Genomic DNA, 14,931 nt, shown 5'->3' with positions numbered 1-14,931 from the left:
GGAAGAGAGCGCTTTTGCCGCGTCTCTCTTCCGTCATTCCACCTAAACTGCTTTCCTACAGCTGTGCCAATCTCCTATTCTCTGCCCTGTCCTTCGCTATGCGCAGGACCGGCTCTTTGATAATTGAACAGATTGAAAGGTCACACTAGAAACGCTATTAACGGTCGGGGAACGCTAGAAATCAGAGCTTTCTGGTCAAAAGTCACAGAAAATAAAATCGTCAATCTCTGTCGGGTTCGGAATAGGTTTAGCCGCGTCCGATCAGCGCCATTGCCATATTATCGGCAACATCGGAATCCGGCAATTTCTGCGCCGCGCTCTGTTCCCAGATTTCGGTCAGACGCTGCGGGATCATCGCGACCCTCCGGTTGACTTCGTTGACATCGTCATCGCCCAAATATTCCAGACCAACGCTGATGATGCCACCTGAGTTGATCACATAATCCGGCGCAAACAGGATGTTACGGTCAAAGATTCGCTGCCCGTCTTCAGGCGTCGCCAGCTGGTTATTGGCACCGCCCGCAACGATCGGAACATTGAGATGGGCGATGGAAACCTTGTCCAGTATCGCGCCCAAGGCATTGGGACTGAACACATCTGCCTCGATCCGCATGACCTCGTCGAGGCCGACGACGGTGGCGCCGATTTCCTTGGCCAGCGCCGCTGCATGATCCTTGTTGATATCGGCGATGCTCAGCTTCGCGCCATCCCTGGCCAGCAAACGGGCGAGACCGCCGCCGACGCTGCCGACGCCCTGGATCGCGACATGGACGCCGTCCATATTATCGCGACCGAGCTTGTGAGCCACCGCGGCCTTCACGCCCAGATAGACGCCCATTGCCGTGAACGGACCCGGATCGCCGCCGGCTTCGCCGCTGTTGCTGACCGGCAGGCCGGAGACATATTTGGTCTCCTTGGTCAGAGCGACCATGTCTGCTGCGGTAATTCCGACGTCTTCCGCCGTGACATATCGCCCGCCGAGCGACTCGATCATCCGACCGAATGCGGCAAGCATTTCCGGCGTCTTGGTACGATTGCGGTCGGCGAGAATCACCGCTTTGCCGCCACCCAGCGGCAGACCGGCCATCGCGTTCTTGAAACTCATGCCGCGCGAAAGGCGCAGCACGTCGGTTACCGCGGTTTCGCGATTCTCGTAATGCCAGAATCGGGTGCCACCGGCCCCGGGGCCGCGATGCGTGCTATGCAGGGCGACAATCGCGCTGAGACCGGTTTCGACATCATGGAAAAAATGGACCGCTTCATGGTCGTCAAAATCCGGCAAATCCCACATCACGCTCATGGCGGTAATTCCTAGCAAATTGGTGTAATTAAATGTCCCATAGCTGTAATTTAATTACAAATAAAGAGAGACTTTCCCCGCATGGCCAGGTGGTGATGGCCTTGTGCTGCTTTACTTCTCGGGGAAAAATGGGGCGATCGAGGGGTCTTGAACCCCCGACCTCCGGTACCACAAACCGGCGCTCTAACCAACTGAGCTACGATCGCCACAAGCCGCGCACTATATAGCCGCATTGCGATGGGGTGCATAGGGATAGGCAGTGGCAATCGTCAAGCATTTAGCGGCGCAATTTTGAATTAAAGCGCATCCCCGCGCTGGCGATGGACAAGACGGGCCGGTTGCCGCGCGGCATCGATCAAAGCGCGCTCCTCGACCAGTGCGCTTTGCATCTCGACGGTCAGGTCGGCACGGAACCAGCGCGTGGTCAATTTTGTCTGGCTCTGGACCTCGGGCGCGGCCCCCAGGCTGGCGGGATAGGACTGGGCCCAGAAATCATTGAGGCTCGCATATCCCAGTTCCGGTCTGCGCCCCAGAAACTGCCGCGCAGGCGTTAGGTCCGACGGAACAGCCCCCAGCATCGCCAGCAATATCGCCTGTTCGGGCCGCAAGGTATTGATATTGATCGGGGAAAGGTCGGTGGTCGGCAATGCGCATATCCACGGTGCCAGGCGAACGAAAACATCATCTGTCACCCCCTTGATCGTCCGCAATTCGCTGACATCGACGATCAACGCGTTGGCGGTGCGATAGGGTTGCTCCTGCTGCAGATAATATTGATCCTCGGCCCCGCGCGGGGCAGCGACCATATCGCTATCGATCCAGTCGGAAACCGATGCCGCAATATCGGCGGCATCGCCATCCAATATGCCGAGCATGACCATCAGCCGCGAAAATTGTGCGAGTCCTTCCGGCCTGGCTGACAAGGTCGCTTGCTGTTGCGTCACGAGGCTGTTGATGTTGAAGCAGTTCCCCCCGTCGGCAAGCGATGCCGTGATCATTCCGCCGGGTACCGGAAATGTCTGCTCCCGGCCGTTCCAGCCACCGGCATTGATGGTCCGCCCGGGAGAAGCAGATACGATCTGCCCTGCCGACTGGATCCCGATTGCTTCGGCAGCAATCAGATAGGCTTTCGCCTGTGACAGTTCGCGCGCATTGGAGGCCAGCTTGGTTGCGCCAGCCAGACGGTCGATTCCGTGAGCCGCCAGTATCGCAATCACGGCCACGAGCAACAACACCGTCAACAGCGCCGCGCCGCGTTCTCCGCCGGATATGATATGCTTTGGCGGGCTCACAAATAGCCTGTCCCAACGAGGAAGAGGTGGCGATAGGAGCGCCCTGCCCGTTCGAACCGGATTTCGATCGCCCGCGGCAGATCGGCCAGCCTTTCGGTTTGCCAGCCAGCGGACCACTGGCCGCGCCGGTCGCGGAATCGCACGGTCAGATCTCCGAGATCGGAGATCAGGACAGCTGGTTGATCGATTGAACCGCCATCGGTCATCCGGTATCGCCACCGCTCCAGATTGCCGTCGGTAAGCCGATATTCGACCCGCTCGAGATTGGATCGTGCCTCGCCATTGATATTGCTCTGGCCGCCCCGGGTGAATTTGAGGAAGCCTGCCTCGCTCCCGCCCTGTTCGCTGTCAAACGCAGGCATCTGGTCGCCGGCTTCATCGCGATAGGTTCGTGGCAAAGCCTGGCTCAAATCGGCTTCCATCAAGGAAACGAAACGCTGCATCTCCGCCATTTGACCAAGATTGTCGGCGGTGACCGCATCGCTGTCGACCGCGGAGCGCAACATGATCACGCCCGCCACCGACAGCATCGCAAAAATGAACAGCGCCACCATCATCTCGACCAGAGTGAAACCGTTGCGATCGCAGGAATCAGAGGAACTTTTCACCATTGATCGCGCTTATATGCAAAATGACCGAAGCCGCAAAGAGCGGTTGCGATCAACGGCGATTCATTTATCGTCCTACCGACTAAGCAGGAGCCGGTCCGAACGTTCGCATGACAGATTCCAATGACACATCGGCTGACTATCTCGTGGCCTCGGGAAAGGTGCAGCGCTTTCCACGCGAGGGAATCGAACTATGCATTGTGAAAAACTTCCTCGATCAGGCGGAATGCGAAAAGCTCGTTACGCTGATCGACCAGCAACGTCGCCCTTCGACCATCGCGGATCCCAATGGCGACAACTATTTCCGTACCAGCGAAACCTGCGATCTCGATCATTCGGATGGCTTCGTCGCAGGGATTGACCGGAAAATCTGCGGTTTTTCCGGCATCGACAAAGCATATGGCGAGCCCTTGCAGGGCCAACGCTATGCGGTTGGTCAGGAATTCAAGGCCCATACGGATTTCTTCGATCCGGGCGGCGGAGATTTTGCAAAATATTGCTCCATCTCCGGCCAGAGAACCTGGACATTCATGATCTATCTCAACGAACCGGTCGCCGGCGGAGCAACCCGCTTTCCGCAGTTCAAGAAGAGCTTCACTCCCGTGTCCGGAACGATGCTATGCTGGAATAACCGCAATCGCGATGGTAGCGTCAACGACCGGACCCTGCACCATGGGATGAAGGTCCGGAGCGGCACCAAATATGTGATTACCAAATGGTACCGCAAAAAGCCCTGGCCCTGGAACCGTTGAAGAAATGGCGCAATAATAATGAAACTCAGTCGCTATCGCCCCGGTCCCGGCATGATGGTTTCCGCTGCATTCATCGGCCCGGGAACCGTCACGGCCTGTACCCTGGCAGGCGCCAATTTCGGCTTCGCGCTGCTGTGGGCTCTGGTATTTGCCACCATCACGACGATCATTCTGCAAAGCTTCGCGGTCCGCATCGCGCTGGTCACGCAGCTCGGCCTGGCCGAAGCCATGCTGAAAACCATTGCATCGCCAATTGGCCGCATTCTTGCCTCCCTGCTTCTGATTTCCGCGCTTGTGCTCGGCAACGCAGCATATGAAGCGGGCAACATGTCGGGAGCTGCGCTGGGTCTGGAAGCCATCAATGGAGGCCCACTGGCATTTGGCATAGCGCCGGTGATCATCTCCATTGCCCTGTTCGCGTCGTTGATGCTGGTTTTCACAAAGCCTAAATGGATAGAGAATATCCTGATCGCTCTGGTGATGCTGATGAGCCTGGCCTTTCTTCTGACCTTTCTGCTTATCAGGCCGGATCTGGGCGCTCTGTTGCGAGGCTTCATTCCCTCGGTCCCCGATGGCGGCCTGATGACCGCAATTGCCCTCATCGGCACCACTATCGTCCCCTATAATCTGTTTCTTCACGCGGCGAGTGTCCGGGAGCGCTGGGATGCAAAGCAATTGCCCGACGCACAGCTGGACACGACGCTCTCGATCGGCATTGGCGGACTGGTATCGATGACCATATTGGCAACGGCAGCGGCCAGCCTGTTCGGCAGTGGCAAGACGATCGAAAATGCCGTGGATATGGCCCAGCAGCTTACACCTCTGTTCGGCAGCATGGCGACCTTCACGCTGGGCGCGGGGCTATTCGCGGCGGGCCTGACCTCCGCCATCACCGCCCCGTTGGCGACCGGCTATATCGTGCAAGAGATTTTCAAATCCTCCGGCTCGCGCAGGCCGTTCCAGATCGGTGCCCTGATAGTGATCATCTCCGGCACGGTCGCGGCGCTCTCAGGATATCGTCCGGTTGAACTGATATTTGTCGCCCAGATTGCCAATGGACTGCTGCTCCCTATTGTCGCGCTGTTTCTGCTCAAGCTGGCCAATGACCGGAATTTGCTCGGCCAATATGCCAATGGCCTCAAGGCCAATATTCTGGGTGTCGCCATATTGCTGGTCACTACCGGACTGGGTTTCCGCTTGATTGCCCGTGCATTGGGCTTCTGGCCGTGACGTCGATGATCGATCTGAATGCGGACCTCGGCGAGACCGATAGCCCGGATGGCATCGCCCGCGATATTGCAATCATGGACATTGTCTCCAGCTGCAATATCGCCTGTGGCGGTCATGCGGGGTCGCCAGATGTCATGCGGACCATGTTGATGGCCGCAAAATCCGGTTCAATCGCCCCAGGCGCCCATCCCTCTTATCCCGATCGGGCCGGTTTCGGCCGGACCTCCATGGACATCTCGCCGGCAGATCTCGAAGCCAGCCTGACACGGCAACTGCAGGACATCACAGAGATTGCGGCAGAAGTCCGCGTAAACCTGACCCATATCAAGCCGCACGGCGCACTTTATAACGATGCGCAGGACGACCCCGGCCTGTCGACCCTTCTGGTCGATATGGCAGCGCGCGCCAACCTCGCTCTTGTCGGCATGCCTGGCTCGCTGGTCGAGCGGAAAGCCAGCGACAAAGGGATTTCCTTCATCGCCGAGGCATTCATCGATCGCCAATATAGCAGCAACGGCAGGCTGGTTCCGCGCAGCGAAGCCGGCGCGGTAATTGCAGATGAAGACGACCGGATTCGGCAAGGCCTGAGCCTGGCGAAAGCCACGCCCTTGCCGGCACAAGACGGCACTTCTCTGACGATTGGAGCACAGACGCTTTGCCTCCATTCGGACAGCGACGGTGCCCTGGAAACCGCCAGGCGGATGCGCACGGCTCTGGAACAAGCGGGTATATTGATCGGGTCCGGTAGATAGTGACCATGGACGATGCTGCTATCCACATCTGTGATGACTGGATCAATATCAAGCTGCCCGACTGGGAAGCCATCATTGCCGCTCAGATAGCCTTTTCAGCCAGTCGATACTGGACCGAGATCGTTCCGGGTATCGACAGCATAGCTGTGCAATTTGACCCCGCTCTCACCGCGCCCGACGAAGCTGCCAGAATGGTTTCCAAACAGCTCGCCGACCGGACCGTCGTCACCCCCGGCGCACTCCCAGCCGTAACAATTCCCGTCTGCTACGAGCCGGAATTCGCCCCGGATCGCGACTATATTGCCAATAGACTCGGGATCGCGGCCAAAGACCTGCCATCCTGGCACGTTGCACAACTGCACCGCGTCGCCATGCTCGGGTTCATGCCCGGCTTTGCCTATCTCGAGAGCAACGAAAACAGTCCAGCAATTGGCCGGCTCGACAATCCGCGACAATTGGTTGCCGCGGGTTCAATCGGTATTATCGGCCAGCAAAGCTGCATCTACTCCTTCGACAGTCCCGGCGGTTGGCCGATCATCGGCCGGACGCCGCTCCGCTTGTTTGATCCTTCGAGAGACCAGCCGGCTTTGCTCTCGGCCGGACAGAATATTCGTTTCGAGTCCATTTCAAAGGAAACATTCGAACACTGGCAACCGGAGGCGGATGGATGAGCATCACGGTTATAAAAGCCGGGTTGCAAACCAGCTTGCAAGGCGCTCCATTCACCGGTCATCGGCATCTCGGGATGCCCGCGGCAGGCGCGGCCGATTGCCTGTCACTTGCGCTGGCAAATTTCCTCGTCGGCAAGTCCTTTGGCGCGATCGGCCTGGAAATCACGCTGACGGATGCCATTTTCCAGTTGAACGCCCCATGTTCGATCGCCGTCGTTGGCGCTGCTGCCTATGTCCGGATTAACGGCCACGACCATCCCCAGCATCATAGATTGAGACTGGTTGCGGGAGACAATATCCATATCGGCCCCAGCCGACCCGGATGTCGAACATATCTTGCCATATCGGCAGAAATCGAGGCAGAACCTCTGCTGGGCGGCCAGTCAACCTGTCTGGCCGCTGGCCTCGGTGGCTTTCATGGACGTGCGCTCAGAGCCGAGGACGTGATCGCGTTCGCCGATAGCGAGTCCAGCGTCGAGTCGGCGCGAACCACACCAGAAAATCTGCGGCCATATTACAGCGATGACCATGTTCTGAGGATTACCGCCGGTCCGGAAGCAACCGGACCGAACATGCCGATTTTGGATAACCTGTGTCTGGATCCCTACACCGTCGGAGCCCGCGCCAATAGAATGGGGCTGGTCCTCGAGGGAATATCGCTGATCGCCAGCGAAACATCCAACATGCCAAGCGCAGCCGTGTTTCCGGGAACAATCCAATTGCCGCCCAGCGGACAGCCCTATCTGCTCGGCCCTGACGCTCAGACAACCGGAGGCTACCCCCGGATAGCGCAGGTCATTCGCGCCGACCGTCACTTGATCGGGCAGCTGGGTTCGGGATCGCGGATCCAGTTTGTCCAAACCACAGCTGAGCGGGCCACAGAAATATACCGGGAAAAGCTTTCCCTGCTATCTTCCTGGCTGGGCCAGATCAAATTGTGGTAAAAGTTGAGGCTAATCAATAGCCTCAACCATGTATTAGCTCTTTTTGAGCGACAAACCACCAAAGCGCTTGTTGAAGCGAGCCACCTGGCCACCCTGGTCGAGAAGACGCTGGTTGCCGCCTGTCCATGCAGGGTGCGATGACGGATCAATGTCGAGTTGAAGCGTGTCGCCTTCTTTGCCCCATGTCGAACGGGTTTCAAAAGTCGTGCCATCGGTCATCTGAACGGTGATCATGTGATAATCTGGATGCGTATCGGATTTCATTTTCGGCTCCTAAACAGGCTGGTTACCGACCAGACCCAAAGCGAATAAATTTAACGGAAGCGGCGCATTAACCGCGGCATGGCAAAAGGGCAAGATTCTTTTGCAAAAGCTTACGTCGAAGGCGGATCGGCGATCATCGCGGTGAAGTTCGCTTCGGCAGCCAGTTTGTCGCCGATCATCGCCTGCCCGGAGAATTTGCAGACACGCGCACGCTTCTGTTCAAATTTCACGTTCAAGGACAGCAAGCAACCAGGCTCGACCGGTTGGCGAAACTTCGCCCCGTCGATGGCCATAAAATAGACCAGCTTGCCCGATCCAACCATGTCGAAGCTCTCCATTGCCAGAACGCCGGCGGCTTGCGCCAGCGCCTCGACAATCAGGACACCCGGCATGATCGGACGACCCGGAAAATGCCCCTGGAAAAAGCCTTCGTTTATTGTGACGGCCTTGATCGCCCGGATGGATTCATCCTTGATGAGCTCTTCCACCCGATCGACCAGCAACATGGGATAGCGGTGCGGTAACACCGCCATCACCTTGGTCACATCATAGTTGAGAAGTTCGGTCATCAATACTCAACTAGCGGCTTGCTGGCTGGGCCGCAGGTGGCTGCTGCTGATTTGCTTTGCCTGGCTCCCATCCGGCAGGTGGCGTAATCGATACCGATGGCACCAGCTTGTTCAGTTCGATAACAATCGCATCGGTGATATCAACATGGGGCTCGCGCGCGATAACGGCTTGCGGCGACAGAACCAGATCGACATTCTTTGCTTTCATCGTCGCTTTAACCGCCGCTTCCAGCTTCAAGGCGATCTGTTCTTCGACATATGCTGTTGCAAGATTGATTCTCTGCCGAAGCCCGGCGAGTTCCTGCTGGGCAGATTGCTGCTTTGCCTGCAATGCCTGAGCCTGAGGCTGTACCGATTGCGGGGTTGCGCCAGGTTTTTGAACCGCTGCATTATAAGCTTCTACGACTGGCTTGAGTTCCGTTTGCAGCGCCGCCGCACGAGCATTGATTGCATCAATGTCAGTCTTATAGGTGGTCTGCATCTGCGTCATCGCCACCGTATAAGCCTGCGATTTCGCCATCGCTGCTTCGTAATTGGCCATGGCTATGCTCGACTTCGATTGTGCCATCGCGGGCGCGGACACCAATGCCGGTGCTGTCAATGCTACCATAGCAACTGCGGCTGATTTCAGAATCGTCTTTGAAATAATGGTCATCAGAATTGGGTTCCTACGTTAAATGTGAATAGTTTAGTATCATCACCCGGCTCTTTCAACAGAGCCTTGGCGACGTCGATCCTGAATGGACCAAATGGTGAATTCCAGTTCACGCCAATACCCACCGACAATCGCGGGTTTATCGAGTCGCCGAAGAATCTTTCCGTGAAACTGGTCGCGATCGGATTTGCGACGCCACCGGTCATCGCATCAAATGTCGTCACCGCTTCACCAGCGGCATTGACGGTCAAATATTGCGGCGCTGATTCAAACGTGGCGTTCCCGTTGGCATCGAGAACCGGATCACCGGCCGCATCAAAAACCTGGCGCGAGCCGAAGCTCTGGGTTTGGGCATCGGTCAACAGCAAAGGCTGGACGACATTGAACACGGCCCCGACATCGACGAAGATGGATGGGCGCAGACCAAGTTCGCGCGCACCGGAACCAAGCGGGATTTCAAGCTCTGCCCGTGCCAAATAATAGGCTCGACCGCCGATAGCATCGTCAGTCTGGGTACCATTGGTTACTTCCACAAGCTGATTGATCGGATTGCCGTTGGTATCCAGTCCCGGGATTGTCGTTGAGCGCACGACGCGTGGACCAACACCCCGGATGTCAAAACCCCGAATCTGCGGTTCACCCAGGAAAAAGCGGTCAGTCAGCCGAACATCATCGATACCGTCCGCTGCACTGCCTCGATCTTCAAGCGGGTGGATATATCCACCCTCGGCACTGGCCGTAAAGATAAAGTCGCCCAGGACACGCCAATGTTTGGAAGCATTCAGACGGCCACGGAGATATTTTACGCTACCGCCCAAACCGGCAAAATCTACACTGCCGACTATTGATTGGCCACGGGTCGGCCGGATACGATTGTCGCGATCGTCATAGATTAACGATGCGCCGAGCGACGAGGTTGTGCGACTGCCCAAAGCATCGCAAAGAAAGCGTCCGGCTACAAGCGGGTCACACTGATCGCCCGGACTATTCCCCCTTATCCCATCGCCATTGCTGTCCTGAAAGAACAGGCTTGGTTCGAGCGTCACGTCATCGTGGCTGAGGCCGTAGCGCAGCGAAGCGGACAGATATTCGGTAATCGGGACACCAGCCCGGATTTGGAAACCTGTGGTAAGCTGTTCAAAGGTGGTTTCACGATTGTTATTCACAAAGTTGAAGCTGTTCGTGTCACGGCGAAAAATGTCGGCGCCCACTGCAATATTCCGGTCAAACAGATAAGGTTCGGTAAAACCCAGCTCGATCGATTGGGAGTAGCTAGAATAGCTGGCACTGGCTCGCAGTTCCTGGCCTTTCCCACGGAAGTTCCGCTGCCGGATAGATGCCTGCAGAATAAAGTTTTCAACACTGGAGAAGCCAGCAGAAAGCTGCAGTTCGCCGGTCGCCCTTTCTTCAACATTGGCTTCCAATATGATGCGGTCGGGAGCGCTGCCCTGCCTCTGCTCGATTTCCAGTTCGTCTTGGAAAAAGCCTAAAGATTTAATCCTGTTGGCAGACCGCTTGACCTGGAAACTGTTAAACGCATCGCCTTCGTTGAGACGGAATTCGCGGCGCACGACCTTGTCCTGGGTCAGCGTATTTCCGTTTATGTCGATCCGCTCGACATAAACCCGGTCGCTTTCCGCCACCTGGAACAGAATGTCCATGGTCAGCGTGTCTTTGTTCCGCGTGAATTCGGGCCGGACATCGGCGAAAGCGTAGCCGAACAGGCCGGCAGTTTCCGACAGGCGTTCGACCGTGTCTTCAACCTGCTTGGCGTTATAGAAGTCTCCCGTTTTCATGGGAAGCTGAGGGGTCAGGAATTCCGGCGTGAAATCACGGATGTCGCTTTCCACGGATACTTCACCGAACTGATAGCGATCGCCTTCTTCGACCACATAGGTGATGATGAAATCACGCTTGTCAGGTGTGAGCTCGGCGATCGCGGAAATGACGCGAAAATCCGCATAGCCCTCGGTCAGGTAGAACTGGCGGAGCTTCTGCTGGTCAAATGCCAGACGATCCGGATCATAAGTGTCGCTTGAACTGAAAAAACGGTAGAAACGCGATTGTTTCGTGACCATTTCACCGCGCAACTTGCCGTCGGAAAACTCTTCGTTGCCAATGATATTAATCTGCTGAACCTTCGACTTCGGTCCTTCATTGATCTCGAAGACAATATCGACGCGATTCTGGTCCAACTGTACCATCTTCGGCTCGACATTGGCCGCAAACCGGCCTTTGCGCTTATATAGTTCGATGATTCTAGCCACATCGGCCCGAACCTTTGAACGGGTAAATATCTGTCGGGGAGCCAGGCGGATTTCGGGATAGATCTTGTCTTCCTTGATCCGCTTGTTGCCTTCCAGCAAAATGCGGTTGATCACCGGGTTCTCGACCACGTCGATTACAACCGCACCATCGTTGTTGCGGATGCTGACGTCCTTGAACAATTCTGTCTCGAACAGGTCCTTCAAAGCCTGGTCAGCCGATTCCTGTGTGTAAGTCTGTCCGACGCGTAATTGCATGTAGGACAAAACGGTGGTCGGCTCCAATCGCTGGGCACCGCTGACCACGATGGATTTAATGGTGTCCTCAGCCGGCACCACCGGTGCAGCTTGCGCTGCTTCCTGTGCTTGCAAAGGAACAGCCGTACCACCCAAAATGGTGCCGCACATCAATAAGGGTAGAATCCGCTTTTTATGATTCACAGACCAACTCGCTTTCACACCATAAACCCAAAACAAAATAAAACTGGCACCAGTGCACCAACTTCGCGAACCCCCTGCCCCAATGCAGCGAGTCAATCAATGGTCAATCAGCCGGACAGCGCCCGGAACAGACCAAATGAGGACAAATCATTAAATGTCACCACCAGCATGAACACCATGACCAATGCAAATCCGGACTTGAAAGCCCACTCCTGCACCTTTGGACTGGCTGGCTTCCGCCGAACCGCCTCAATCGCATAGAACATCAGATGCCCTCCATCCAGCATGGGGATTGGCAGCAGGTTGATGAACCCCAAGTTAATTGAGATCAGGGCGACAAACAGAACGAAGGTTTCAAGCCCCATCTTGAACTGCTCGCCGGAAACCTGAGCAATTTTAAGCGGCCCGCCCAGTTCCTTGATCGAGCGCTTGCCGGTGATGACCTGACCGAGAGTGGTGGTGATTTGGTCCACAATCGCAGCGGTCTTTTCCACTGCCACTACCGGAGCCTCGATAGGGCTGACTTCCCGCCACTCCACCTGACTGGATGACATTCCCAGCAAACCGAGCCGATATTCGTTTCCGAACCGGTCTTTCATGATATTGACGCCAATCTTGCCCTGCCCGGCGATAAGCTGACCATCCCGCTCGTAGACAATCTCGACGTTCTGATCGGGTATCATTATAATTTTCTGCTGAAGATCTTCGAACAGGTCAATTTTCTCGCCGGCAACGGATATGACTCTGTCCCCGGGTTGCATACCGATTGCCGCTGCGGTCGAATTTTCCGAAATTTGTTGCGCGATCGGCAGAGCGGCGCTCGTGCCATAAGCGATAACAAAACCCATGATGATCAGTATTGCGAAGATAAAATTGATCGCTGGTCCGGCAATCACGATTGCGGCGCGCTGCCATAGTGATTTGGACTGGAAGGTCTGGTTTCGTTCTGCCGCGGGCAGGCTGAGCCATTCCTTGCTCTTCATGCCCGACGGATCCATATCGCCAGCGAACTGGACGTAACCGCCCAGCGGCAGCATACAGACTTTCCAGCGGGTTCCCCGCTTGTCCGTCCATCCGGCGATTTCCTTGCCAAAACCGATGGAAAAAGTTTCTGCCTTCACACCGCACCAGCGGCCAACCAGATAATGTCCCATCTCGTGCACAAACACGAGTACGCCAATGACAATGAGAAACGCCAGAAGCGTCAGCAATATACCGGGGTTGTCCGTCAAACCTTGAATTCCTCGACCAGTTGCTCGGTCCGAACGCGCGTCTCTTTGTCTATCGCAAAAATGTCCGCCAACACGCTCGGTTCCGGCGGGCTATAACTATCTAACAGCCGCGTTACAATCTCCGTGATGTCCAGAAACTGAACCGCACGATTGAGAAATGCGGCGACGGCGACTTCATTGGCAGCATTGAGCATCGCCGGCTTTGCGCCGCCCGCCGTAATTGCAGCTCTGGCAATCTTGGTGGCCGGGAAACGGTCCTCGTCGGGCCGCTCGAAATCGAGCCTGCCGATTTCAGCGAGATCGAGTGGCGCGCAATTGGTCATCATCCGTTCCGGCCAGGCCAGAGCGCTGGCAATCGGTATCCGCATATCCGGCGAACCCAGCTGCGCCAGCGTCGAGCGGTCATGATATTCGACCATCGAATGAATAACCGACTGGGGGTGTACCAATATCTCGATATTCTCAAGACCGACCGGGAACAGGTGATGGGCCTCAATCAGTTCGAGCCCCTTGTTCATCATGGTTGCGCTGTCGACCGAGATCTTCGCGCCCATATCCCAGTTGGGATGGGCTACCGCCTGCTCTGGCGTAACACCCGCCATCTGCTCCCGCGTCCATGTGCGGAACGGGCCGCCGCTTGCGGTCAACGTAATCTTGCGGACCTGATCGATCTTCCCGCCCTGCAGGGCCTGGAATATCGCATTATGCTCGGAATCGACGGGCAGCAGGGTCGCTCCTGCCTTCCGGGCCTCGGTGATCATCAACGCACCGGCAGAAACCAGCGCTTCCTTGTTGGCCAATGCAACTGTCTTCCCGCAGCGCAAGGCGGCAAGCGTCGGCGGCAGACCGGCACAACCGACAATCGCGGCCATGGTCCAGTCGACACCCCTGGAGGCGGCCGCAATCAGCGCTTCTTTCCCGCTTGCTGCCTCGGTCGAGGTTCCTTCCAGCTGCAGTTTCAGCTCCTCATAGGCATTGTCATCGGCAACAACCGCGATTTCCGCAGAAAATTCCCTGGCCAGGGCGGCAAGCTGCGAAGCATTGCCATTGGCGGTCAGCGCGACGATTTTATATTGTTCCGGATGCTGGCGAACAAGGTCCAGCGTCGACTGACCAACCGATCCCGTCGCGCCAAATATGGACACCGATTTCGTCATCACAGCGCGCCCAGACTGTCGGCAGCCATGATCAGCGCCACAACCGGAGCGACCGGAATCAGACCGTCAAGACGATCCATCACGCCGCCGTGGCCGGGGAAGATAGTCCCGCTATCCTTCGCGCCGGCCTTTCGTTTGAGCCAGCTTTCGAACAAGTCACCCATCTGCGCGAGAACCGCAAGAGGGATGCTGAGCAGCACAAGATGGAAGGGCAGCGCCCAATAGACGTGCAATATGAAGCTCACCGCTGCTGTCAGTATTACACCGCCGATCAAACCAGCCCAGGTTTTATTGGGGCTGAATTGCGGAGCCAGTTTCGGTCCGCCGATGGCCCGACCGGAAAAATAGGCGCCGATATCGGTCGCCCAGACCAGGGCCAGCGTCCAGAGCATGATCAATATGCCATTGTCGATACCGCGCAGATACAGAATCGCCAGAGCCGGAAATCCAGCATAGAGGACACCCGCCGCAAGTTTGAACGAGCGGTCGAATATTGCAACGAACATCGCTGCACCGAGGATCAGGCCAAGCCCCAGGAACGATGGTCCGGCCGCCCACGGAGACATGATCGCCAGGGGAACCGACAGCGCGTACATCGCCAGCCGCCGGTTTTCGTGACGCCCCGTCAGCCCTGCCCATTCACTCATGATGCCGAGCGCCATGAGCACAACCAGCAGCCACAAGAACATCCCGGCAAAATATCCCGCCAGCAAAGCCGCCGCGATCAGCAGCACGCCGACAATGATGCGGGTCTGCAATTCGTTCGACTTGCCGGGTTTCGGAGCAGCGGGCTCATCCAT

At 56.7% G+C, this 14,931-nt stretch carries 15 protein-coding genes and 1 tRNA gene; 5 read left to right on the top strand and 11 right to left on the bottom strand.

The window, feature by feature from the left end; all coding sequences use genetic code 11:
* Positions 1-247: 247 nt before the first annotated feature.
* The 4 genes from HUO14_RS05505 to gspJ form a co-directional block, all read right to left on the bottom strand.
* On the bottom strand, positions 248-1,300 hold the full coding sequence (locus HUO14_RS05505) for a Leu/Phe/Val dehydrogenase (RefSeq protein WP_176278893.1): 1,053 nt from the start codon (positions 1,298-1,300) through the stop codon (positions 248-250).
* Between the two features lie 129 nt (positions 1,301-1,429).
* Positions 1,430-1,506: transfer RNA gene (locus tag HUO14_RS05500), tRNA-His, on the bottom strand.
* 90 nt (positions 1,507-1,596) lie between these two features.
* Positions 1,597-2,592, bottom strand: coding sequence for a type II secretion system minor pseudopilin GspK (gene gspK / locus HUO14_RS05495; RefSeq protein ID WP_343046060.1), 996 nt, complete (start codon positions 2,590-2,592; stop codon positions 1,597-1,599).
* Entirely contained in the window at positions 2,589-3,203 is a 615-nt protein-coding gene (gene gspJ / locus HUO14_RS05490) for a type II secretion system minor pseudopilin GspJ (RefSeq protein WP_176278892.1), read from the bottom strand. Before gspJ ends, gspK begins: the two co-directional genes overlap by 4 nt.
* Before the next feature lie 107 nt (positions 3,204-3,310).
* Here gspJ and HUO14_RS05485 point away from each other — a divergent pair, with 107 nt between their 5' ends.
* The 5 genes from HUO14_RS05485 to HUO14_RS05465 are packed head-to-tail and all read left to right on the top strand — an operon-like array spanning position 3,311 to position 7,549.
* Entirely contained in the window at positions 3,311-3,952 is a 642-nt protein-coding gene (locus HUO14_RS05485; RefSeq protein ID WP_176278891.1) for a prolyl hydroxylase family protein, read from the top strand.
* Positions 3,953-3,970: 18 nt separating this feature from the next.
* A complete protein-coding gene (locus HUO14_RS05480) occupies positions 3,971-5,182 on the top strand; it encodes an Nramp family divalent metal transporter (protein ID WP_176278890.1) in 1,212 nt (403 codons plus the stop codon).
* A 5-nt stretch (positions 5,183-5,187) separates the two neighbouring features.
* Complete coding sequence (gene pxpA, locus HUO14_RS05475; RefSeq protein WP_176278889.1) at positions 5,188-5,934, top strand: 5-oxoprolinase subunit PxpA; 747 nt, start codon at positions 5,188-5,190, stop codon at positions 5,932-5,934.
* Between the two features lie 5 nt (positions 5,935-5,939).
* Positions 5,940-6,605 carry a 5-oxoprolinase subunit B family protein gene (locus tag HUO14_RS05470; RefSeq protein WP_176278888.1) on the top strand — a complete coding sequence of 222 codons (666 nt, stop codon included), beginning with the start codon at positions 5,940-5,942 and terminating at the stop codon, positions 6,603-6,605.
* Positions 6,602-7,549, top strand: coding sequence for a 5-oxoprolinase subunit C family protein (locus HUO14_RS05465; protein WP_176278887.1), 948 nt, complete (start codon positions 6,602-6,604; stop codon positions 7,547-7,549). Before HUO14_RS05470 ends, HUO14_RS05465 begins: the two co-directional genes overlap by 4 nt.
* Positions 7,550-7,582: 33 nt before the next feature.
* Here HUO14_RS05465 and rpmE read toward each other — a convergent pair whose 3' ends face one another.
* The 7 genes from rpmE to HUO14_RS05430 all read right to left on the bottom strand — a co-directional run bounded on the left by rpmE (position 7,583) and on the right by HUO14_RS05430 (position 14,931).
* Positions 7,583-7,813 carry a 50S ribosomal protein L31 gene (gene rpmE / locus HUO14_RS05460; RefSeq protein WP_067198668.1) on the bottom strand — a complete coding sequence of 77 codons (231 nt, stop codon included), beginning with the start codon at positions 7,811-7,813 and terminating at the stop codon, positions 7,583-7,585.
* A 110-nt stretch (positions 7,814-7,923) separates the two neighbouring features.
* A complete protein-coding gene (gene fabZ / locus HUO14_RS05455; RefSeq protein ID WP_176278886.1) occupies positions 7,924-8,382 on the bottom strand; it encodes a 3-hydroxyacyl-ACP dehydratase FabZ in 459 nt (152 codons plus the stop codon).
* A gap of 10 nt (positions 8,383-8,392) precedes the next feature.
* Positions 8,393-9,037 carry an OmpH family outer membrane protein gene (locus tag HUO14_RS05450; protein ID WP_176278885.1) on the bottom strand — a complete coding sequence of 215 codons (645 nt, stop codon included), beginning with the start codon at positions 9,035-9,037 and terminating at the stop codon, positions 8,393-8,395.
* Positions 9,037-11,709, bottom strand: coding sequence for an outer membrane protein assembly factor BamA (bamA, locus tag HUO14_RS05445; protein WP_176278884.1), 2,673 nt, complete (start codon positions 11,707-11,709; stop codon positions 9,037-9,039). The genes HUO14_RS05450 and bamA overlap by 1 nt, the downstream gene beginning before the upstream one ends.
* Before the next feature lie 140 nt (positions 11,710-11,849).
* A complete protein-coding gene (rseP, locus tag HUO14_RS05440; RefSeq protein ID WP_176278883.1) occupies positions 11,850-12,974 on the bottom strand; it encodes an RIP metalloprotease RseP in 1,125 nt (374 codons plus the stop codon).
* Positions 12,971-14,131, bottom strand: a complete 1,161-nt coding sequence (locus HUO14_RS05435; protein ID WP_176278882.1) for a 1-deoxy-D-xylulose-5-phosphate reductoisomerase — start codon at positions 14,129-14,131, stop codon at positions 12,971-12,973. Before HUO14_RS05435 ends, rseP begins: the two co-directional genes overlap by 4 nt.
* Positions 14,131-14,931, bottom strand: a complete 801-nt coding sequence (locus HUO14_RS05430; RefSeq protein ID WP_176278881.1) for a phosphatidate cytidylyltransferase — start codon at positions 14,929-14,931, stop codon at positions 14,131-14,133. The genes HUO14_RS05435 and HUO14_RS05430 overlap by 1 nt, the downstream gene beginning before the upstream one ends.

This window comes from Parasphingorhabdus flavimaris (assembly GCF_013371215.1).
In the GTDB taxonomy this organism is placed as follows: domain Bacteria; phylum Pseudomonadota; class Alphaproteobacteria; order Sphingomonadales; family Sphingomonadaceae; genus Parasphingorhabdus; species Parasphingorhabdus flavimaris.
Note: the sequence above shows the minus strand (reverse complement) of the source record. Positions and strands in the feature narration are given on the sequence as shown.

Bases quoted from the DNA above. Each gene is read 5' to 3' on its own strand.
- HUO14_RS05470 (WP_176278888.1), top strand. From the start codon at position 5,940: ATGGACGATGCTGCTATCCACATCTGTGATGACTGGATCAATATCAAG.
- HUO14_RS05430 (WP_176278881.1), bottom strand. From the start codon at position 14,931: ATGGATGAGCCCGCTGCTCCGAAACCCGGCAAGTCGAACGAATTGCAG.
- bamA (WP_176278884.1), bottom strand. From the start codon at position 11,709: ATGTGCGGCACCATTTTGGGTGGTACGGCTGTTCCTTTGCAAGCACAG.
- fabZ (WP_176278886.1), bottom strand. From the start codon at position 8,382: ATGACCGAACTTCTCAACTATGATGTGACCAAGGTGATGGCGGTGTTA.
- HUO14_RS05485 (WP_176278891.1), top strand. From the start codon at position 3,311: ATGACAGATTCCAATGACACATCGGCTGACTATCTCGTGGCCTCGGGA.
- HUO14_RS05505 (WP_176278893.1), bottom strand. From the start codon at position 1,300: ATGAGCGTGATGTGGGATTTGCCGGATTTTGACGACCATGAAGCGGTC.
- pxpA (WP_176278889.1), top strand. From the start codon at position 5,188: ATGATCGATCTGAATGCGGACCTCGGCGAGACCGATAGCCCGGATGGC.
- HUO14_RS05450 (WP_176278885.1), bottom strand. From the start codon at position 9,037: ATGACCATTATTTCAAAGACGATTCTGAAATCAGCCGCAGTTGCTATG.
- gspJ (WP_176278892.1), bottom strand. From the start codon at position 3,203: ATGGTGAAAAGTTCCTCTGATTCCTGCGATCGCAACGGTTTCACTCTG.
- HUO14_RS05465 (WP_176278887.1), top strand. From the start codon at position 6,602: ATGAGCATCACGGTTATAAAAGCCGGGTTGCAAACCAGCTTGCAAGGC.
- HUO14_RS05435 (WP_176278882.1), bottom strand. From the start codon at position 14,131: ATGACGAAATCGGTGTCCATATTTGGCGCGACGGGATCGGTTGGTCAG.
- rpmE (WP_067198668.1), bottom strand. From the start codon at position 7,813: ATGAAATCCGATACGCATCCAGATTATCACATGATCACCGTTCAGATG.
- HUO14_RS05480 (WP_176278890.1), top strand. From the start codon at position 3,971: ATGAAACTCAGTCGCTATCGCCCCGGTCCCGGCATGATGGTTTCCGCT.